21 protein-coding genes are annotated in these 20865 nt (G+C 62.6%); 10 read left to right on the top strand and 11 right to left on the bottom strand.

Annotated elements, in window-relative coordinates:
• Positions 1-66: 66 nt before the first annotated feature.
• From JKG68_RS11505 to JKG68_RS11480, 6 genes are all read left to right on the top strand, one after another.
• Entirely contained in the window at positions 67-1242 is a 1176-nt protein-coding gene (locus JKG68_RS11505; protein WP_202059531.1) for an ABC transporter substrate-binding protein, read from the top strand.
• A 141-nt stretch (positions 1243-1383) separates the two neighbouring features.
• A complete protein-coding gene (locus JKG68_RS11500) occupies positions 1384-2304 on the top strand; it encodes a branched-chain amino acid ABC transporter permease (RefSeq protein ID WP_202059410.1) in 921 nt (306 codons plus the stop codon).
• A gap of 9 nt (positions 2305-2313) precedes the next feature.
• The gene (locus JKG68_RS11495) at positions 2314-3345 is read left to right on the top strand and encodes a branched-chain amino acid ABC transporter permease (RefSeq protein WP_202059408.1); all 1032 of its coding nucleotides are present in this window, start codon (positions 2314-2316) and stop codon (positions 3343-3345) included.
• On the top strand, positions 3338-4093 hold the full coding sequence (locus JKG68_RS11490) for an ABC transporter ATP-binding protein (RefSeq protein ID WP_202059406.1): 756 nt from the start codon (positions 3338-3340) through the stop codon (positions 4091-4093). The genes JKG68_RS11495 and JKG68_RS11490 overlap by 8 nt, the downstream gene beginning before the upstream one ends.
• Positions 4093-4791: an ABC transporter ATP-binding protein gene (locus tag JKG68_RS11485; RefSeq protein WP_202059404.1), complete on the top strand. Its 699-nt coding sequence runs from the start codon at positions 4093-4095 to the stop codon at positions 4789-4791. Before JKG68_RS11490 ends, JKG68_RS11485 begins: the two co-directional genes overlap by 1 nt.
• 14 nt (positions 4792-4805) lie before the next feature.
• Positions 4806-5627 (top strand): alpha/beta hydrolase, encoded by an 822-nt coding sequence (locus tag JKG68_RS11480; RefSeq protein ID WP_202059402.1) that lies wholly within the window; start codon positions 4806-4808, stop codon positions 5625-5627.
• A gap of 14 nt (positions 5628-5641) precedes the next feature.
• Here the strand turns inward: JKG68_RS11480 and JKG68_RS11475 are convergent, their stop codons facing one another.
• Complete coding sequence (locus JKG68_RS11475) at positions 5642-6184, bottom strand: transglutaminase-like cysteine peptidase (protein WP_202059400.1); 543 nt, start codon at positions 6182-6184, stop codon at positions 5642-5644.
• A 141-nt stretch (positions 6185-6325) separates the two neighbouring features.
• On the opposite strand from JKG68_RS11475, the gene JKG68_RS11470 reads away from it, so the two are divergent.
• Positions 6326-6883 (top strand): histidine phosphatase family protein, encoded by a 558-nt coding sequence (locus JKG68_RS11470; RefSeq protein WP_202059398.1) that lies wholly within the window; start codon positions 6326-6328, stop codon positions 6881-6883.
• A 3-nt stretch (positions 6884-6886) separates the two neighbouring features.
• Here the strand turns inward: JKG68_RS11470 and JKG68_RS11465 are convergent, their stop codons facing one another.
• Positions 6887-7114, bottom strand: coding sequence for a hypothetical protein (locus JKG68_RS11465; RefSeq protein WP_202059396.1), 228 nt, complete (start codon positions 7112-7114; stop codon positions 6887-6889).
• A 99-nt stretch (positions 7115-7213) separates the two neighbouring features.
• The gene (gene mfd, locus JKG68_RS11460; protein ID WP_246515333.1) at positions 7214-10549 is read right to left on the bottom strand and encodes a transcription-repair coupling factor; all 3336 of its coding nucleotides are present in this window, start codon (positions 10547-10549) and stop codon (positions 7214-7216) included.
• 303 nt (positions 10550-10852) lie between these two features.
• Between mfd and JKG68_RS11455 the strand changes: the two genes are divergently transcribed.
• Positions 10853-12073, top strand: a complete 1221-nt coding sequence (locus JKG68_RS11455) for a L,D-transpeptidase family protein (protein WP_376773138.1) — start codon at positions 10853-10855, stop codon at positions 12071-12073.
• A 30-nt stretch (positions 12074-12103) separates the two neighbouring features.
• Here the strand turns inward: JKG68_RS11455 and JKG68_RS11450 are convergent, their stop codons facing one another.
• The gene (locus JKG68_RS11450) at positions 12104-12478 is read right to left on the bottom strand and encodes a hypothetical protein (RefSeq protein WP_202059392.1); all 375 of its coding nucleotides are present in this window, start codon (positions 12476-12478) and stop codon (positions 12104-12106) included.
• A gap of 80 nt (positions 12479-12558) precedes the next feature.
• Positions 12559-12759: a hypothetical protein gene (locus JKG68_RS11445; protein WP_202059390.1), complete on the bottom strand. Its 201-nt coding sequence runs from the start codon at positions 12757-12759 to the stop codon at positions 12559-12561.
• Between the two features lie 346 nt (positions 12760-13105).
• Here JKG68_RS11445 and JKG68_RS11440 point away from each other — a divergent pair, with 346 nt between their 5' ends.
• On the top strand, positions 13106-14530 hold the full coding sequence (locus JKG68_RS11440; protein WP_202059388.1) for a protein adenylyltransferase SelO: 1425 nt from the start codon (positions 13106-13108) through the stop codon (positions 14528-14530).
• 374 nt (positions 14531-14904) lie between these two features.
• Positions 14905-15933 carry a hypothetical protein gene (locus tag JKG68_RS34225; protein ID WP_202059386.1) on the top strand — a complete coding sequence of 343 codons (1029 nt, stop codon included), beginning with the start codon at positions 14905-14907 and terminating at the stop codon, positions 15931-15933.
• A 193-nt stretch (positions 15934-16126) separates the two neighbouring features.
• Here JKG68_RS34225 and JKG68_RS11430 read toward each other — a convergent pair whose 3' ends face one another.
• From JKG68_RS11430 to JKG68_RS11405, 6 genes are read right to left on the bottom strand one after another with little or no spacing between them, the layout of a single operon-like run.
• A complete protein-coding gene (locus JKG68_RS11430; RefSeq protein WP_246515331.1) occupies positions 16127-16699 on the bottom strand; it encodes a HupE/UreJ family protein in 573 nt (190 codons plus the stop codon).
• Positions 16700-16710: 11 nt separating this feature from the next.
• Positions 16711-17337, bottom strand: coding sequence for an urease accessory protein UreG (ureG, locus tag JKG68_RS11425; protein WP_376773139.1), 627 nt, complete (start codon positions 17335-17337; stop codon positions 16711-16713).
• Positions 17331-18059 (bottom strand): urease accessory protein UreF, encoded by a 729-nt coding sequence (locus tag JKG68_RS11420; protein ID WP_312890779.1) that lies wholly within the window; start codon positions 18057-18059, stop codon positions 17331-17333. The genes ureG and JKG68_RS11420 overlap by 7 nt, the downstream gene beginning before the upstream one ends.
• The gene (locus tag JKG68_RS11415; protein ID WP_202059382.1) at positions 18025-18507 is read right to left on the bottom strand and encodes an urease accessory protein UreE; all 483 of its coding nucleotides are present in this window, start codon (positions 18505-18507) and stop codon (positions 18025-18027) included. The genes JKG68_RS11420 and JKG68_RS11415 overlap by 35 nt, the downstream gene beginning before the upstream one ends.
• Position 18508: 1 nt before the next feature.
• A complete protein-coding gene (ureC, locus tag JKG68_RS11410; protein WP_202059380.1) occupies positions 18509-20236 on the bottom strand; it encodes an urease subunit alpha in 1728 nt (575 codons plus the stop codon).
• Entirely contained in the window at positions 20236-20856 is a 621-nt protein-coding gene (locus JKG68_RS11405; RefSeq protein WP_202059378.1) for an urease subunit gamma, read from the bottom strand. Before JKG68_RS11405 ends, ureC begins: the two co-directional genes overlap by 1 nt.
• Positions 20857-20865 lie beyond the last annotated feature (9 nt).

The following is a 20865-nucleotide window of genomic DNA, read 5'->3' as shown; positions in this document are numbered from 1 at the left end:
AGTCCCGCCAGGAACAATCACGCAGCACGGCAAAGTGCGCAGGGAACAGCCACTCGGGAGACCATGATGAATGCAACGATCAAAACCCTCGGCCTTGCGGCGGCCTTTGGCCTGGCTGCGGCGCCAGCCCTGGCGCAGGAGAAGCTGAAGGTCGGCCTGCTCCTGACCCTTTCCGGCCCCTCGGCCGTGCTCGGCCAGCATGCCCGGGACGGCTTTCAGCTCGCCGTCAAGGATCTCGGCGGCAAGCTCGGTGGACGCGACGTCGAGGTGATCGTCGTCGATGACGAACTGAAACCGGATGTGGCTGTGACCAAGGTCAAGGGCCTCCTGGAGCGCGACAAGGTCGACTTCGTCGTCGGGCCGATCTTCTCGAACGTGGCGGTCGCCACCCACAAGCCGATCGTCGATGCGAAGACCTTCTACATCAGCGTGAACGCCGGCCCCTCCAACCTCGCCGGCAAGAGCTGCAATCCCTATTTCTTCGCAACCTCCTACCAGAACGACCAGAACCATGAGGTTCTCGGCAAGGTGGCGCAGGATCGCGGCTACAAGAAAGTCTATCTGCTCGCGCCGAACTATCAGGCCGGCAAGGATGCGCTCGCCGGCTTCAAGCGCCACTACAAGGGCGAGATCGTGGAGGAGTCCTACACTCCCTTGAACACGCTCGACTTCCAGTCCGAGCTCGCCAAGATCGCCTCCATGCAGCCGGATGCGATGTTCACCTTCATGCCGGGCGGCATGGGCGTGAACCTGGTCAAGCAATATCGCGCGGCAGGCCTTGCCGATCGCATCCCATTCCTCTCCGCCTTTACGGTAGACGAGACGAACCTGCCCGCGCAGCAGGACGCGGCCATCGGCATGCTCAGCGGATCGAACTGGGCGCCCAACATGGATACCCCGGAGAACAAGAAGTTCGTTGCAGCCTACGAGGCCGCCTACAATGCGGTTCCGGCATCCTACGCCATGCATGCCTATGATGCGGCCCTGCTGATCGACGCCGCCCTCAAGGCAACCGGCGGAAAGACCGATGACAAGGAAGCTGTGCGGGCTGCAATCAAGAAGGCCGAGTTCAAGTCCCTGCGCGGCGACTTCAAGTTCGGTGCAAACGGCTTCCCGGTCCAGGACTTCTACCTGGTAAAGGCCGCCAAGCGTTCCGACGGCAAGCTCCAGACGGAGATCGCCGAAAAGGTGTTCGACGACTACACGGATGCCTATGCCAAGGAATGCACGGCAACGAACTAAGCCTGTTCGCGTGGCTCGGTCTGTCTCACGCTCGGCCGGTGACAGACTGAGCCTCATCCAACCGATTGACGACTACGCTCTCGTCCGGAGGGCGCCGAGCGGAGGCTCGATCAATGCAGGCGTGCTGCCAGTGACGTGCCCATGAATGCGACCCTGCTCTTCGTCCAGGCCCTGAACGGCCTTCAATTCGGGCTCATCCTCTTCTTGATCGCAGCAGGCCTGACCCTGGTGTTCGGGGTGATGGATTTCATCAACCTGGCTCACGGCGTTCAGTACATGGTCGGCGCCTATCTGGTGGCGGCTTTCAGCGCCTGGACCGGAAGTTTCGGCTGGGCCCTTCTCCTTGCCCTTCCCACGGCGCTGGCTTTCGGCCTCCTTCTGGAGCTTCTGATCTTTCGGCACCTCTACGACCGGGATCACCTCGACCAGGTGCTCGCCACCTTCGGCATCATCCTGTTCCTGAACCAGGGCGTCAGGTTCGTGTGGGGCGCCGCTCCCTTGAGCGTGCCCGTGCCCGAGATTTTCTCGGGCTCCGTCGAGATCGCAACCGGCCTGCTCTACCCGGTCTACAGGCTGGCTATCATCGCGGCCGGCTTGGCGGTCGCTGGCCTGCTCTATGTTCTCGTCAGCCACACCCGCGTCGGCATGCTGGTGCGGGCCGGTGCCAGCAATGCCGCGATGGTGTCGGCGCTCGGCGTCAACATCCAGCGGCTGTTCATGGTGGTGTTCGGCTTCGGCGCCATGCTCGCGGGCTTTGCCGGCGCGATGGTGGCGCCGATCCTGTCGGTCGAGCCCGGTATGGGTGACAACATCCTCATTCTCGCCTTCGTGGTCATCGTCATCGGCGGCATCGGCTCCATTCGCGGCGCCTTCCTGGCGGCGCTCCTGATCGGACTGGTGGATACGGTCGGCCGCTCCTTTGCGCCCAACCTGCTGCGTCTCATTCTCGACCCCGCGGCCGCAAGCCAGACCGGCCGGGCCATTGCCCCCATGCTGATCTATATCTTCATGGCTGCGGTTCTGTTCTTCCGGCCTTCCGGCTTGTTTCCCGTGAAACGTTAGGGCGCGGCCATGACCGAACTCGCCGAAACGCCGTCCGCTCCCGCGCCCTCGCTCACCACGCGCCTTGAGCTGATCCCCATCGTCCTCTTCGCAGCCTTTGCGGCAGCACCTCTCCTGGCTACGTCCTCCGGCGCGGAGGGCTATGTTCTGTCCCTCCTCACGCGGGTGATGATCTTCGGCATCGCCGCCATGGCGCTTGATCTGATCCTCGGCTACGGCGCCCTCGTCAGCTTCGGCCACGCGGCCTTTCTGGGCCTTGGGGGTTACGCGGTCGGCATTCTGGCGAGCCACGGCATCGAGGATGCGCTCATCCAGATCCCCGTGGCCCTTGCCGGGTCGGCGGTTTTCGCGCTCGCCACAGGTGCGATATCCCTGCGGACGAAGGGCGTTTATTTTATCATGATCACGCTTGCTTTCGGGCAGATGCTGTACTTCCTCGCCACCTCGCTTGCGCCCTATGGCGGCGACGACGGCATGACCCTATCGTCCCGCAGCCTCGTTGCCGGGTCAGGGATCCTCGAGAACGATTTCGCCTTCTATTGGGTCTGCCTGTTCTGCCTCCTCGGCACCTACGCATTCTCGCGAGCCCTCGTGGCCTCCCGCTTCGGGCGCGTTCTGCGCGGCACGCGGGAGAACACCACCCGCATGGAAGCCGTGGGCTTTCAGCCCTTCCGCTTTCAGCTTGTCGCCTATGTGATCAGCGGCATGATGGCTGGCCTTGCGGGGTGCCTGCTCGCAAATCAGGCGGAGTTCGTGAGCCCCGCCTTCATGACATGGCAGCGCTCGGGCGAGCTGATCTTCATGGTCGTGCTCGGCGGTTTGGGCTCCCTCCACGGCGCGATTATCGGAGCGGCCGCCTTCCTGCTTCTGGAGGAATTCCTGCCGGAAATCCTGCACGCGGCAGGCTTCTTCCTGAGCGAGGAGACTCGATCCCACCTTGCAGAGAACTGGAAGATGGTGTTCGGCCCCCTTCTGATCCTTGTGGTGCTCTTCGTCAGAGGCGGGATCATGGGCCTGCTGCGGAGGCCTCATCATGGCTGAGCCCCTTCTCGAACTCCGCCATGTGCGGAAAGCCTACGGCGCCCTCGTTGTCACGGACGATGTGAGCCTGTCCGTCGAGCCCGGCGAGCTGCATGCCATCATTGGCCCCAACGGAGCAGGCAAGACGACCCTCATCCATCAGATCTCAGGGACGCTGCCCCCGGACTCGGGCCAAGTCCTGTTCGGGGGCGAGGACATCACGCGGCTGCCAATGCCGCGACGGGTCAGGCGCGGGCTTGCCCGATCATTCCAGATCACGTCCATCCTTCCCGGCTTCTCCGCCCTTGAGAATGTCGCGCTCGCGGTCCAGGCACGCTCCGGCTCGAGCTTCCGCTTCCTCGGCAATGCCGCCCAGGAGAAGGCCCTGAACGGGCCGGCCATGGAATGCCTGGATCTGGTTGGCCTCAGTCCCCGCGCTTACGTTCCGGCAGGCCTTTTGTCTCACGGCGAGAAGCGGCAGCTGGAGCTGGCCATCGGCCTTGCGACCGAGCCGAAACTGCTTCTGCTCGACGAGCCTTTGGCGGGTACCGGCCACGACGAGTCCCAGCGGGTGGTGGAAACCTTAAGGCGCTTGAAGAGCCGCCTCACCATCGTGCTCATCGAACATGATATGGACGCCGTCTTTTCCCTTGCCGACCGTGTTTCGGTGCTCGTCTATGGCCGCGTGATCGCGACCGATACGCCGGAGCGGGTCAGAACCAATCCGGAGGTCCGCGCCGCCTATCTGGGCGAGGAGGAGCTGGTCTGATGCTGTCCGTCCGCCACCTCCAAGCCTCCTACGGCGCTGCCCAGGTTCTGTTCGACATTTCCCTTGAGGTTTCTGCCGGTGAGGTGGTGACGTTGCTCGGCCGCAACGGCATGGGAAAAACCACCACTGTGCGCTCCATCATGGGCCTGCTGCGGCCGCGCGGCGGCGAAGTGCGCTTCAATGGAGCCGCCGTCACGGGGCTTGCGCCGTATCGCATCGCGCAGACCGGCATCGGCCTCGTACCGGAAGGCCGGCAGATCTTCCCGACCCTGACGGTAGAAGAAAACCTCGTCGCAACAGCGTCGGCCCGCACGGGCTCACGCCGGTGGACGCTGGACGCCGTCTACGATCTGTTTCCGCGCCTGAAGGAGCGCAGAAGCAATCTCGGTACGCAGCTCTCAGGCGGCGAGCAACAGATGCTGGCAATCGGACGCGCCCTCATGACGAACCCGAGGCTGCTCATCCTCGACGAAGCAACCGAGGGACTGGCCCCCCTCATCCGTGCAGAAATCTGGACATGCTTGAAAAGACTGAAGGGTGAGCGCCAATCGATCCTTGTGATCGACAAGAACGTCAGCGCCCTGGCGAGTTTTGCCGACCGACACGTGATCATCGAAAAGGGCCGTTCGGTCTGGACGGGCACGAGCGCAGAACTCATGACCGATTCCAGTCTGAAGGAGCGGTATCTGCACGTTTAACAGGGGCTGAAGTGATGGAAGCCGAAGAACCGAACTTCGAGGCGGAGTATAACAACCGAGCGCGTGTACCGGATCATGCCGTTCATATTTCCGGCTCCCAGCGGGATGCAGGTGCCTACCGCGAGACGGCGCGCTGCGATTTGGATCTGCCTTATGGACCGGGCGAACGCCATCGGCTCGACTTCTTCTATCCGCAGGGCGGCGACATCGGCGGGCCGATTGTGATGTTCGTTCACGGCGGCTACTGGCAGGCCCTGGACAAATCGTCGTTCAGCCATCTGGCGCGCGGCGCCAACGAGCGGGGACTCACAGTTGCGGTTCCAAGCTACAACTTGGCTCCGGCCGTCACGCTCGCGAACATCGTATCCGATGTCGCGCGTGCGGCCGACTTTGTCATGCAGCGGTCCGGGCGTCCGCTCGTGGCCACAGGCCATTCGGCGGGTGGACATCTGGCTGCCTGCCTGATGGCGCAGCCGGACAGTCTGCCGAGACCCATCCGGACCGCCATGCCGATCTCAGGCCTGTTCGACCTGCCCCCGCTTGTCTCCACCTCGATCAACAAGGCTCTCGGGCTCACGGTCGAGGAGGCCCGGCGCTTAAGTCCGCTTGCGTGGAAGCCACCTGAAAACGGCCGCCTCGTTGCCGTCGTCGGCGGAGCAGAAAGCAGCGAGTTCCTGCGCCAATCGCGCGCCATTGTGGAGCAATGGGGCAAGGCTGGAGTGGCAACCCGATACCACGAGGTTCCACAAGCGCATCACTTCGATGTCATCGCAGGCCTCGCCGACCCATCCGATCCACTCGTGGATACCCTCGTTGAGCTGGCCGCCGAGGCATAGCCCCTCCGCAGGATCTACGGGGAGGTGTGGGCCACGCGGGCGAACCTGGCGACGGGCAGATCGGCGACGGGCTCGGCTGTCCTCTCGCCGGAAGCTGTGATCCAGCCGCGGCCTGCCTGCCTTGCATGGAACACGTGGCCGGTCTGGGCAGGGCTCAGAATCGCGGAAGTCAGGTTGTCGAGCACATATTGACCTTGGGAGGTCGATACCGTGAGCACTGCATGAGCTTCACCTTGTGACGTGGCTCCGACGGTGATCGAAAGCGAAGAAGCCGGCCAGCCCCGCTCGATCAGCATCTTGCGCTTGAGCAGCGCGAAGTCCTCGCAGTCACCCTTGCCGCTGGTGGGTAGTGCCCACACATCCTCGCGGCCATACTGCTCCAGATCGGAGACCTCCCGCACCGTGCTGTTCACATGGCTGTTCACCTGCTGCAGCTGCGCCATCCGCTCTGATGTCAAAGAAACCTGACGGCTCGGCTTCGCCAATGCGGCGCCAGCGTAAAGTCCTGCAATACCGGCGAGCATGATTGCCGCCGACTTCCGCGTCATCGAAGTCATCGAAGTGCCCCTGGTGCGAGTCTTTTAAACTCTGTCGGAACCATGAACCTGGTTCAGCGGTGTATTCTTCTTGCCTGCCTTTAGAGCGGGACTTTAAGCCTATAATGAGGCAGCTTGGCTGTTTAGCGTGGAGGATGGACGATGCCCGGAATTCTGGCTCTCCTGCTGGTGGCAGCAATGCTCTGGGCGGGCCCTGTGCGGGCCTCGGACGAAGCTTGGCAGTCCCTCCGTCAGGGCGGCGCGGTTGCGCTGTTTCGCCATGCCCGGGCACCTGGCACGGGAGATCCGGCAAACTTTCGACTTGAGGATTGCACGACGCAACGCAACCTCTCGGCAGAAGGCCGGCAGCAGGCTAGAGCCATAGGAGAGCGGTTCAGGAGCCGGCAGATCCCCGTTGAGCGGGTGCTCTCAAGCCGCTGGTGCCGCGCCCTGGAAACCGCGCGCTTGGCGTTCGGTGATCGGACGGAACCGTCACCTCCCCTGGATTCGTTCTTCTCGGGGCGTGATCAGGAAGAGGCGCAAACACGGGCTGTGCGCCAGATCATCGAGAACTGGCGCTCCAGCGGCGTCCTTGTGCTTGTCACACACCAGGTCAACATCACAGCCCTCACCGGCGTTTTCCCCGGCGAGGGCGAAATGCTTGTGCTCAGGCCGAAATCAGGGGCAGGTTTCGATCTCGTGGGAAGGATCAAGCTCTGAGGATCAGCTGTCGGCCCTGAGCTGATCGACGACGCCCTGGCTCATATAGGGGTGGCCCGCTTCATTGAGGGCCCTATCCAAAGCCTCGACAGCAACAAGGATTTTTGTGAGCTCCTCCGCCATCTCGATGGAAGGAAGCGGGGCTTCGGAAATTTGCCGCGCCATTTCCCTGCGTCGCTTCACAAGGCTCTCGCGCGCTGCATTCAACTCCTTGATTTCCTCGGACGTCATAGGCTCCTCATCGTCAGGATGGTTTCAACATTAAGTCCTGTGAGCCGAATACGTTCACGGCGGACCGGCCTCAAGCGGATCCTGGCAGATTGACACCCCTTATGCTTGGAGACGGTTCAGCAGTTCGCTGATGCGCTTTTGACGCATCTCCGCTTCTTCCTCCGAGACCGCGAAAATGAGACGCTCGCCACTCCAGCGTAGTGCGCCGTCGGACGTTTCGATCATTTGCTGCAGGGAAAGCTCTTCCGAAGCTCCAGGCCGGAAGGTCAAGGCAATCGCCTGAGGGCCTGCATCGATGCGCGCAATACCGGCGCGCCGGCAGGCTTGCTTCAACTCCGTCAGGCGAAGGAGATGGCGCACCGGCTCCGGCATGGGACCGAACCGATCTTCGATTTCAGCCTCAAGATCGTCGGTCGTCTCCGATTGATCGAAGCGGGCAAGGCGGGCATAAAGATCGATCCGTATTTCGGGCTCATTCACATAAGTCTCCGGGATCATGCCTGTCACGCCGATGTTGAGATCGGGCGTCCAGTCATCGTCGAGAGGCTCACCGTGCAATGCGCGCTTCAGCATGTGCTGATAGAGCTCCGTTCCGATCAGCTTGACATGCCCGGTCTGCTCCTCGCCGAGGATCGCCCCTGCCCCACGCTGGTCGAGATCCCGTGCGCTGATCGCGAAACCGGCCCCGAGCCGGTCGAGGGCCTCAAGAGTACGCAGGCGCTTCTCTGTTGCCTTGGGCAACGCCTGGCCAGGCTCCGTCAGCAGATAGGCGGTGCCGCGGATGCGCCCCCGTCCGACACGTCCGCGCAACTGATGCAATTGCGACAACCCGAACCGGTCCGCCCGCCACACCAGCATGGTGTTGGCGCGAGGCACATCCAGGCCGCTCTCGATGATGTTGGTGGCGAGAAGAACATCACCTTCGCCATCGGCAAAGCGGACCATCGCATCGTCGGCCTCGGCGGGAGGCATCTGTCCATGGGCGACGAAGACCACGAGTTCCGGCACGAGCTTTGCCAACTGCTCGCGTGTGGGCTGAATGTCTTCAACCCTGGAGCAGACCACGAAACTTTGCCCGCGGCGGCGGCGCTCGCGCATGAGGGCCTCCCGAACCGTTGCGGGATCGAAAGGCGTGAGAAAGGTGCGGATCGGCTGCCGGCGGGCCGGCGGCGTCGCGATGATGCTCAATTCCTGCAAGCCCACCAATGCAGCTTGCATCGTGCGCGGGATCGGCGTTGCGGTCAGCGTCAGAACGTGACCTCCTGAGGCCAGCTCCCTGAGCCTCGCCTTGTGGGCGGTCCCAAAACGCTGCTCCTCATCGATCACCACAAGGCCGAGGTCTTTGAAAGTCACGCCTTTGGCCGCCAAGGCATGGGTGCCGATCACGATTCGGACAGAGCCATCCGCAAGCCCCTTCTTGACCGCTCTCGCCTCAACGGGCTTCACGAGGCGGGAGAGATGGCCGATCTCGATTCCAAGCCCGGCAAATCGCCTCTGGAAGCTTCGCACATGCTGGCGCGCCAGAACCGTCGTGGGAGCAATGATAGCCACCTGCTTGCCTGCCAGCGCCACGGCTGCGGCAGCGCGCAAGGCCACCTCCGTCTTGCCGAAGCCAACATCGCCGCAAACGAGGCGGTCCATGGGATGCTCCGACGAGAGATCCTGCAGAACATCCTCGATGGCGCGCACCTGATCAGGGGTCTCGGAAAAAGGAAAGCGTGCAGCGAAGCGCTCGTACTCGCGGCGCGGCGGAACAAGCGGCTCCAGCCTTATCGCCTTTCGAACCTTCACCAGTTCGGACAGGCGCTCGGCTGTTTCCTGGATCTCGGCTTCGATCTTTTCACGACGGGAGGACCATGCATCGCTCTTCAGCTTGTCCAGCGTAATGGATTCGGACATTGCGCCATACCGCCAAACGCGCTCCATCTCCGTTGCCGGGATCATCAGTACGGCATCGCCCGCGTAGCCGAGCCTGATCGTATCGCCTGTACCTGCATCACCTGCCGTTATCGTCTCGATTCCGTCCAGAGAGCCGATGCCATGATCCATGTGGATCACGGCATCTCCGATTTGGAAGCGCGTATCAGTCAATTGGAGGGCAGCGGAACTGACCTCCTGTTCCGGGCCGCTGCTTGCGCGGCTACCCAGAACATCACCTGCCGTGACGACGGCAATGCCACCGCGTTCATCGATGAAGCCGCTCTTGATATCGGCTTGCAGCGCAAACCAGCCTTTTGGCGGTCCATCGAGAACATCGCTCCAGCTGCCCGCGCGCTCGGGATCCGCCTCCAAGGATTGAACCCTGCGCCTCAACCTGCTCAGGTCCGCTTTGGCCGCCGCGACAAGTACGATCTTTCGGCCTTCCTGCTGCTGATGCTGAACAAAGTCCATAAGGGCGCGGGCCGGCCTTGAGGCGGTGACGAATCGCGGCACGGCACTGTTCTTTGCGTCCTCCGCAGAAGCAGCATGGATGAAGATCAGGCGACGCTCGGACAGACGGCTTGTCCATTCGTCATCTTCGATGAAAAGCCGCTCTGGGGAAACGGCAGTTCCTCTGACAGTTCCTTCCACGCGCAGCTTGGTGCGGCTTTCATGCGCATCTGCAATCTGCTCCAGAACCAGCTGGCGCCTCTCCTCGGCTCCTGCCTCAACCACCACCGCAGCACCGGGCCAGTAATCGAACACCGTTTCGAGGGCTGAATAGTAATCAGGCAGGCGGTGCTCCATCCCATCGGATCGTTCAACCGGCTCGGTGTTGTCCGCGGCGTCCTTGAGGAAGATCTCCGATGCAGGCTCCAGCACTAGGCTGTCTACCTCCTCCTCGGTCCGTTGCGACACCGGGTCGTAGGAGCGGATCGCCACGATGGACTGCCCATCATGCTCGGCTCGGTAAGGCAGGAGGCTATTTGCAGGAAAGAGATCGATCACCTGCCCCCGGATAGCCGCCTCGCCCGGCTCATCCACTCGCTCGTCCAGGATGTAGCCCGCGCGGTCTAGATAATCCTCGAGCGCCTCTTGCGAGAAAGGCTCACCTGCCTTGAGGTCATAGGAGGCCACCTGCCAGATGTCCCGCGGGGGCACGCGCTGGACGATGGCGGCAGCGCTCGCGATGAGCAGGCGTGGAGCCTCGCTCGGCTCGGTCATGCGCCGGAGAACGGACATGCGGCGACCCATCGCCTCGCGGGAGGGAGGCGCGCTGTCATAGGGAAGACAATCCCAGGGGGGCAGGAGATAGATCTCCAGATCGGGAGCCAGCCCCCTCAACGCCTCTGCCAGCTGCTCGGCCCGGCGTTCCCCTTCTGCCACGTAGATCATCCCGCCCGGTCCAGCCTCCCCGATCCGTTCAAGCAGGCGGATGGCATGGAGCCCCAGGGATTCCGGCAAGGTCAGATCGATCCGCCGGATATCCTGAGAGGGGGCGGGCGCGGCATGCATGGGGAACTCGTATGATGGAGGCTTTGAACGGGATACAACGCCCGGCCGGGCTGCCAGTTGCAGGCCTTTTATCGCGCGCTGCCGCCGTGAAGCACTTTGTAAACCAAGATCCCCCATAGTTCAGGCATGACCTATGGGAATGTATCGCGCATCTGCTTCTGTTTGGCTCTCCTCTCGTGCTCCGCTCCAAGTGGCGTGTCGGGAGCCCTTGCGGCTCCTGGAATTGCCGCCCCGGGCGGTTTGGCGCCGGCATCGGCAAGCGTTCAGCCGTCATCCGCCGCAGGACCCGCCCTGCCACAGAAAGTGACGACCCCGTCCACGCTCAAAGGTCCTGAGCAGACTGCTCCTGCCCCTGCTGCGGCGCCTGCTGTTGCCATCTCGCAGGACCCTCGCCCAACGCTCGACGCAGGAACCTTCATCAACACGATGCGTGCGGCGTGGACGTACAAGCGCATTGCCGAAGCGGGAGGGTGGCCGACCTTGCCGGCAGGGACAATCCTGAAGGCCGGCGACAAGGGACCCCTCGTCACGAGCCTTCGGCAGCGCCTCGCCATGGAAGGCGACCTTCCCCCAACCTCCAGTGCAAGCGCAGCGTTCGACCCGGAGTTGGCAGCGGCAGTAAAGCGATTTCAAGCCCGCCATGGCTTGCCGGAGTCCGGCGCCGTGCGTGCGAGAACCCTGGAGGCGCTTAATACTCCCGCACTCACGCGCCACCGCCAGCTCACCGCCTCGGCTCAGCGGCTGGCAGGCTCCACATTCTCCTTCGGGGAGCGCTACGTCGTCGTGAACATCCCGTCCGCGGCCGTCGAAGCGGTCGAAGCCGGACAAGTGGCCCGACGCTATGTTGCGGTCGCAGGCAAGGCGGACCGTCCCTCTCCTGCCGTCGAAACCCGTGTGACGGCCGTCAATCTCAACCCGACATGGACCGTTCCGGTCTCGCTGATCAAGAAGGACATCATCCCTCACGTGCGGAAGGATCCGGCTTATCTGGAGAAGATGAAGATTCGGATCTTGGACGCCAAAGGTCAGGAGGTGGATCCCAAGACGCTGGACTGGTCGACCCAAAGCGCCGTCAACTACACCCTGCGCCAGGACCCCGGCGCGATCAACTCGCTTGGACAGATCCGCATCGACATGCCGAACAAGCATGCGGTCTACATGCACGACACGCCCAAGAAACAGCTGTTCGCTCAGGACGCACGCTTCCATTCCTCAGGCTGTGTGCGGGTCGCCGATGTCGGCGACTTCGCGGAATGGCTGCTCCGTGGAACGAAAGGGCAGTCGGGCGCCTGGACGCGAGCGGGAATCGACGCCGCCATCGCCAGCACGACCCGTCAGGACATCCGTCTTGACCGGCCTGTGCCCGTCGCTTGGATCTATCTGACCGGATATGCCACGGCGGACGGCACGGTGCATTTTCGCGACGACGTTTATGGGCTCGACCTGCCGAAGAGCGACCCTGCACCCGAGCCGCAGATGGTCGACGTGCCCGCGACCTCCTCGACTAAGCCGAAGCGCTTGTGAGGCTTCTCGGGTTGTAGGGCCGCGTTAGCCTCAAAGGCTCTTCCTGCGCAGCATTCGTCCGGAGGATGACATAGGCCTGCGGGACCTGCGCCATTCGAAGACGGCATCCTGGAGCATATCGATTGCGGCGTCTGCTTTGACCCGCGATGCTGCAATCGCGGCGGGGTCCCGATCGGCGAAGCGGTCCGCTGCCTGCGCAAGCCGCCTGCAGCGTTCCTCCACGAGGCGTCTTGCCTCCTCCAACCGGGCGTTGGGTTCCTCCGGCTTCACGATCTCGTCGCAATAGCGCAGAACATCGCCAGCGAGGTTCTCGCCTGAATACAGGCCTGAATAGTTATGGATCAGGCTGCGGACGAAACCGAGGGAGTAACGGATTTCTTCCCTTAAAATGTTGTCGTTGCTCATCGCGCACTTTCCGAAAAGAAGCTGAATTCCTGCTTGCTTCGGCGATGGTCCGATATGACGCGGAGATCTTAAATAAGTTGTTAGCTCTGCTTATCCGCTTGCAGACCACCCGAGGGGCTTGGCGGAAGCGGAGCATGTCCAGGGCCATGCTCGGTGACGGTGAGCGTGGAAAACCAGACCTTTTGCAGGAGAGGGCCGGCAACAATTCCGGCGATGAAGGCAAAGGCGGCCATGACGAGGCTAATTCGGCCGCAAAGACTCAGCAAATCCTTCGATGTCATGAATCCATCCTTCGTCTGCTTCGCTCCACGAAACCTTAAGAGAGGTTTGCGCGGGAGCCAATAGACGAAAGCACTAGATTGACTGATCGACCAAGGCGGCGCGCTTGAACAACGAATGAGAACGCCAGGAAATATCAGAGTTTTTCCACAGGACCTTGGCCACAAATTATTTTTGGAAGAAGCCTTCCGGCAGCCCGGCTCACCCGCTGCCGAAACGTTGTATATTCATATGCCTTGAAATCAACTTCGTTCGGTTCAAGGCCGGTCGCCTCCGATCAGCGCCATGCCTGTGTCTGAACATTTCAGCCTCCCTGGAATTGAACATGGGAGCCACGGGATTTGTTCGATGCCCTATTCCACCGCCTATCGTGCCGCGACCCGTCACCAGGAACTCGGACCGGATTTCTACGATGCCGTTCAACCGGCGAAGTTCCCGGAGCACATCCTGCGCTACCGCAACCATTACTGGGCCGAAAGAGTTGGCCTTGGCTCTCTGACGGATGAGGAATGGATCGAGCATTTCGGCCGGTTCACGCCCCTTGCCGGGAGCTTCGAGCAACCGCTTGCCCTGCGCTACCACGGACATCAGTTCCGAACCTACAACCCGCATTTGGGCGATGGCCGAGGCTTCCTCTTTGCGCAGCTCCAGGACGTCGAGGACGGCAGGCTTCTCGATCTCGGCACCAAGGGCAGCGGGCAAACACCATGGTCCCGTCGGGCCGACGGGCGTCTGACGCTGAAGGGCGGCATGCGGGAGATCCTCGCCACCGAGATGCTTGAGGCTCTCGGTGTCGAAACGTCCAAAACCTTCAGCCTGATCGAAACGGGCGAGGAGCTCGACAGGGGCGATGAGCCCTCCCCCACGCGCTCATCGGTCCTGGTTCGCCTCAGCCACTCCCACATCCGCATCGGCACTTTTCAGCGTCTTCTGTATCTCGATGACAAGGACAACATCCGTAAGCTGCTCGATTATACGATTCGAACCTATATGCCGGAGGCCTGGCGTGAGGACGAGGCCGCACGCGCGGCGGCATTCCTTGAGGAAGTCTGCCGGCGCGTCGCCCGCATGGGCGCGCAATGGATGACGGCAGGCTTCGTGCACGGCGTCCTCAACACCGACAACATCAACGTCACGGGCGAGAGCTTCGATTACGGCCCGTGGCGCTTCCTGCCCGTTTACGATCCGGCCTTCACGGCAGCCTATTTCGACGAGACAGGGCTTTATGCCTTTGGGCGTCAGCCAGATACGCTCCTGTGGAACCTGTTCCGCTTGGCGGAATGTCTTCTGCCCCTCGCCGAGCAGAGCAGCCTGGAGCAGGCGCTCGCCGCCTTCGAGCCTGCGCTTCACCGGGAATTCGCAGGCGCAATTCTCCGCCGTCTTGGGCTCCAATCGAGGGGCTTTGAGCAGGATGGTGCCTTGGCAAAGGCTTTATGGACTTTCCTGCATGAAACCAAAGCGCCCTTCGAGCAGACCTTCTTCGACTGGTATGGCGGCCTTGCAAGCCTCGAACGGGCCGGGCAAAGCCCCTCGGCGGGCCTGTACGCCCAAGCGGCATTCGAGCCGGTCCGCGCCTGTCTCGAGGATTTTGCGGCGGCACCCCAGATGCGTCTGGATCACCCCTACTTCTCCCGTACGGAGCCCTGCACAATGCTGATCGAGGAAGTAGAGGCGCTCTGGGCTCCCATCGCGGGCAGCGATGATTGGTCGGCTCTCTTGGGGAAGCTGGCGGATATCCGCCTCATGGCAGAGGCTTATGGAGTGGAGCGGTAAGACATTTTCCGCGAGAGACCCGCACCTCCCGATAAAAGCTCCGGCGCAGTGCCGCGTGCCAATATTCCTACGGCCCTTAGCCGTGCAGCTTGGACAGACACATCCAGCCACCGGGCGTAAGACAGTAATCTGAAGTAGTTCTGCCGGCTCACCCTCTGTAGTGAAGTCTATGCCCCGGCTTGTTCAACTATATATAATAACTTGAGCATTAGCTTGGCCATTGCATAGCAAAAGCCTCAACAAAGTTCCCATTCTCAACAGAAGAGTTTTTTACCTATATACCGGAACGTTATTCCTACACATGCGTCTTCTAGCCAAGCAAGTCGCCTCGACGCGGCTTCTCATCAGAATTGGCTCTTATGTAGGTGAACATCATGAAGCGTTCGCACGCTCTCGCTTTGTCTGGCGCAGCCTTGTTCCTCGCTCTGTCGACCCCATCGTATGCTCAGGTCATGCGGTCGGCTCAACAATGTGTGCCGGCAGTTGCCGACGCATCCATGTATCACAACTGCCGCCTGCGGGTGGTTCAGGGTCAGGAAGTCTGCCGCTGCGCTATCCGCCCTCAGGCTCTCCGCAGGATGGATCGCCTGAACGATCGCGATCAGAGCGACGCCGTGACCGGCTCGATCACTGGCCGCCCCACCATTAATTCCGGTCCGATCGCCGGCCCTGGAACGGCAGGTCCGGGCCGTGGTGGCGCTGGAAACGTCAATGGCGGTGCGGGAAGCCCCGGCCGTGGCGGCGCCGTTGCAGACAGCGGAACCGGCGGCAGCACCGGCGGAACCGGCGGCAGCACCGGTGGGTCCACCGGCGATGGCTCCACAGGTGGCACCGGCGGAACGGGCAGCGATGGCGGCACCGGAGGTAACGGCGGAACTGGTGGCAGCGGCGGCAACGGCGGAAGCGGAGGCAACGGCGGCACCGGTGGAAGCGGAGGCAATGGCGGAACCGGCGGCGGCACCGGTGGCGGAACCGGCGGCGGCGGCACCGGTGGCAGCGGCGGTAACGGTGGCGGCGTCGGCAACGGCAATGGTAATGGCAACGGTGGCGGCCATGGCAACAACGGCCATGGCAACGACCCCGATGGCAACGATTCCTCCAACCCTGGCGGCTCCAATAACGGTGACGGCAGCGACGCGGATGGTCCTGCCGGCAACGGCGGAGGCAATGGTGGCGGCCACGGGAATGGGCATGGCAATGGCAACGGCGGTGGTCGCGGCAACAACGGCCATGGCAACGACGCCGATGGCAACGACTCGTCCAACCCTGGTGGATCCAACAATGGCGACGGCAGCGATCAGGACGGCCCCGCCGGAAATGGCGGCGGCAACGGTGGCGGCAACGGCAACGGCGGCAATGGCGGCGGCAACGGCAATGGCGGCAATAGCGGCGGAAAGCGCTAAAGCCACATAGGTGCTGACCTTCAAGGCCCTTGGCTGCATTGTGCAGCCAAGGGCTTCTCGATAGGTCTAGCAGGCCGCAGCAACGACTGCGGCACAGTCATTCACAAGAGTCTCGTTCGATACGCCAAGACGTCGGACCGAGCGCTTGAACCGGAAGCACCCGGATGGTGAACAGCAAGGAGCATCCCAGTCTCTAGCTTAAAGCGAGAATGAACCCGGTTGCTGCAATGCCGGCGCCGGCAAGACGGACGACGATCGTTCTATTCAGCGCGACCACGCCAGCCGCGATGCCGGCCCCATGAAGCGTCATGCTCGCGAGAGAAAAGCCTGCCCCATAAGCGACCCCATCAGCGTCTGCCGGAATTTCGGCGCCGTGGGCATAGCCATGGAATACGGCGAAAGCACCCACGAGCACCATTGCTGCGCTGACCGGCCACCGCCAGCCCAAGGCGACAACAACGCCGAGGATGATGACGGAGGCGGCGATGCCACTCTCGACGGCAGGAAGCTCAGCCTCGAGCAGGCCTAACCCTCCACCCATCAGCATCATGGCAATGAAGCTCACCGGTAAAGCCCATAGCGCCCGCCCGCTCAGCAACGCGGCAAAGAGGCCGACAGCCAGCATAGCCAGCGTGTGATCGATCCCTCCGAAAGGATGCAGGAAACCTGAGGAAAAGCCCGAAACAGCATGCTCGCCTACGTGAGCGAGAGCGGGTGTCGTGACTGCAAGCAGGATGGCCGCAAAAATAGAACGCCTGATCATCATGAAGACTCCCCTTACGCAGCAGCGGCTAGGCCGCCGGATTGTTCGATGAATTTCGCGACAGCATCCACGCCGACGCCATCGCGGATGTTGCTGAATACATAGGGGCGTTGCCCGCGCATGCGCTTCGTATCCGCTTCCATGATGCCGAGATCGGCGCCCACATAGGGAGCGAGATCGATCTTGTTCACCACGAGAAGATCCGAGCGGGTGATGCCAGGTCCGCCCTTGCGCGGGATTTTCTCGCCGCCGGCCACGTCGATGACGTAGATGGTCAGATCTGCGAGTTCCGGCGAGAAGGTTGCGGCCAGATTGTCACCGCCGGATTCCACCAGCACGATGTCCAGCGCGGGAAAGCGCTTGCGCATGGTGGCTATGGCCGCGAGGTTGATGGACGCGTCCTCGCGGATCGCCGTATGCGGGCATCCGCCGGTCTCGACCCCCATGATCCGCTCCACCGGCAACGCGCCGGCGACCGTCAGAAGACGTGCGTCCTCCTTGGTGTAGATGTCGTTGGTGATGGCGCAGATGTCGTAGCGCTCGCGGAACGTCTTGCAGAGCGCCTCCATCAGTGCCGTCTTGCCTGAGCCGACCGGCCCGCCGATGCCGACCCGGAGGGGTCCCGTATGTGAGATCATGATCGGAAAAGCCTCGTGTATTGGTTTTCGTGATGGAACGAGCCGAGATCAGCTCGAAAGGTCGAGCCGCCGATATCATCGAGCGACAGAACAAGGGCTTGCCGTGCGACCTGCTGCACGGTTCGGGCCAGAGACGCCGTCACACGAATGCCGGTGGTCTGCCCAATGGGTGCAAGCCGGATAGCGGCGGAGACCAGGGTTTGCACAAGCCCGAACAGGTAGGCTTCCGATGTGACCGGCAACGAAATCGCATGCGCCGCCGCCGCCATGCCTATGGCGACCGGAAAGGCAACATCGCCTTCAAGGGACAAGAGCCGCGGCGAAGGCCAAGCAGCGAGCGTGGCGTCGAGAAAGCTGCGCCCCTGCTGGCTTGTTTCGAGATAGAGTTCCGCAGACGGCGACAACGCAAGAGCCAGCTCGTTCGTGGCCTCGAGGGCCGTGCTGTTCCCCGCTTCCACGGCCCGATAGGCGTGGCTCAGGAGAATGGCATCGTTGCGCCCCACTCCCAGGGTCAACAGATCGGTCAGCCAGGTGACGAGCGTTTCCTCGTTGAAAACGTCGCCGGCCTCCACGGCCCATTCGAGGGTATGGGAATAGGCATAGCAGCCCACAGGATAGGAAGACGAGAGCCAAGCGAACAGGGGCAGGACCGAAGTCTCCGCTGCCCGTTCAGGCGCATTGGGCCAAGCCTCATCCATGGGCATGGCCATGATGATGCGCCGCATGAGCCCCATGCTCGTGGTGATGGTAGGCGCCTCGCACGGGACGAAACGGGCGCTCCACGACAGCAACCTTGGCTCCCAATCCTTCAAGCATATCGACCAGAACGTGATCGTACGCGATGTAGATCGCACCAGGCGTAATTTCGGCCGGAACATGCCGGTTGCCGATATGCCAGGCGAGGGTCAGGAGGTCGAGAGGCATCTCCGTCCTGATCTCGACCAGTCGCTCGGGGGCAGCCCTCACCTCGACGAGCCATCCGGTTTCCAGCCGGATGGCGTCGCCATCCTCCAGAACATCGGCTCTGTCGAGATCGAGCAGGAAGGCCGTGCCGCCATCGGCATGGAGCATGATGCGGCGGCGGTGGCGGTCGCCATGATCGAGCGTGATGACGTCGACGATGCGGTCCTGCTCGACGGCATTGCGGCGGATGATGGATGTGGCGCGGATCATGCTAGAACAGGAAGTAGCGTTGAGCCATGGGAAGGATCCTCGCCGGTTCGCAAACCAGCAGTTCGCCGTCGGCGCGAACGTCATAGGTTTCGGGATCGACCTCGATGAAAGGTGTCGCGTCGTTCAAGACCATGTCCCTCTTGCCGATGCCGCCGCGCACGTTCTCGACCGCGACGAGTTGCTTCTGAACCCCCAGCTGCGCCGCAAGCCCATTCTCAGCGGCCACCTTCGACACGAATGTGAGCGAGGTGGCGGCCAGCGCCCGCCCGTAGGCGCCGAACATCGGCCGGTAGTGCACAGGTTGAGGCGTGGGGATCGAAGCGTTCGGATCGCCCATCAGGGCCGCAGCGATAGCCCCGCCCTTGATGACGAGATCCGGCTTCACGCCAAAGAAAGCCGGCGTCCAGACGACAAGATCGGCGAGCTTTCCGGCCTCCACCGAACCGATGTGCTTCGAGACTCCATGGGCGATGGCCGGGTTGATGGTGTATTTTGCTATATAGCGGCGCGCGCGGAAGTTGTCGTTGTTTCCCGTCTCGCCAGGCAGCGAACCGCGCTGAACCTTCATCTTGTGCGCCGTCTGCCAGGTGCGGATGATGACCTCTCCCACGCGGCCCATGGCCTGGCTGTCGGAGGACATCATCGAGAGCGCGCCGATATCGTGCAGGATATCCTCCGCCGCTATGGTCTCCTTGCGGATGCGGCTCTCGGCGAAGGCAAGATCTTCAGGGATCGACGGCGAAAGATGGTGGCACACCATGAGCATGTCGAGATGCTCGTCGATGGTGTTCACCGTGTAGGGCCGCGTCGGATTGGTGGAGGATGGCAGCACGTTGGGAAGCCCTGCCACCTTGATGATGTCGGGAGCATGCCCGCCCCCGGCGCCTTCCGTGTGGAAGGCGTGGATCGTGCGGCCCTTGAAGGCGGCGATCGTGTCTTCCACGAAACCGGACTCGTTCAGCGTGTCGGTGTGGATCATCACCTGCACGTCGTAGGCATCGGCTACCGATAGGCAGCAGTCGATGGCGGCAGGGGTCGTGCCCCAGTCCTCATGGAGCTTGAGCGCGCAGGCTCCTGCCTGGATCATCTCCTCCAGAGCCCCTGGTTTCGAGGCATTGCCCTTGCCGGTGAAGGCCAGATTCATGGGAAAGGCATCCGCCGCCTCGATCATGCGGGCGATGTGCCATGGGCCGGGCGTGCAGGTGGTGGCGAAGGTTCCGGTGGCCGGTCCCGTCCCGCCGCCGAGCATCGTGGTGATGCCGGACATGAGCGCCTCTTCGATCTGCTGCGGGCAGATGAAGTGGATGTGGGAGTCGAAGCCGCCGGCGGTGATGATCTTGCCCTCACCGGCGACGATCTCCGTGCCGGGGCCGATGATGATATCCACATTCGGCTGCACGTCCGGGTTGCCGGCCTTGCCGATGCCTGCGATCAGCCCGCCCTTGATGCCGATATCGGCCTTCACGACTCCCCAGTGGTCTAGGATCACCGCGTTGGTGATGACCGTATCGACGGCGCCCTCGGCCCGGGTCGCCTGGCTTTGTCCCATGCCGTCACGGATGACCTTGCCGCCGCCGAACTTCACCTCTTCGCCATAGGTGGTGAAGTCCCGCTCCACCTCGATCACGAGGGACGTATCGGCCAGGCGAATCCGATCCCCCTTGGTCGGGCCGAACATGTCCGCGTAGCCGGCGCGCGGGAGAGAGGCAGGCTTTCTTCCATTCGACATCAGAGCGCTCCCATCACGCCTTGGCGGAAACCGTAAACCTGGCGCTTGCCCGACAACGGCACCAGGACAACCTCGCGGGTGGAGCCGGGCTCGAAGCGCACGGCCGTTCCGGGAGCGATGTCGAGGCGCATGCCGCGTGCCTTTCCGCGGTCGAACGAAAGGGCCGGGTTGGTTTCGAAGAAGTGGTAATGGCTGCCGACCTGAATGGGCCTGTCGCCCGTGTTGGCGACAGTTACGACCGTGCGCTCGGCGCCCTCGTTGAAGAGGATCTCGCCCTCCTGAGCGATGACCTCGCCCGGCACATCCTTGGATGCGGCGCCGCGGATCGGATGATGAACGGTGACGAGCTTGGTCCCGTCTGGAAAGGTGGCCTCCACCTGCACGTCATGGATCATCTCGGCCACGCCTTCCATCACCTGATCGGCGCCGATCACATGGGCACCTGCCTCCATCAGCTCGGCAACGGAGCGCCCGTCGCGCGCGCCCTCTACCACGGTGTCGATAATCAGCGCAATGGCCTCCGGGTGGTTGAGCTTTACGCCGCGCTCCAGGCGCCGGCGCGCCACCATGGCTGCCATGGAGATCAGGAGCTTGTCTTTTTCACGTGGTGTGAGTTGCATGGTTCGACC

Origin of the sequence: Microvirga aerilata (assembly GCF_016743775.1) — a bacterium.
Lineage (GTDB): Bacteria > Pseudomonadota > Alphaproteobacteria > Rhizobiales > Beijerinckiaceae > Microvirga > Microvirga aerilata.
Note: the sequence above shows the minus strand (reverse complement) of the source record. Positions and strands in the feature narration are given on the sequence as shown.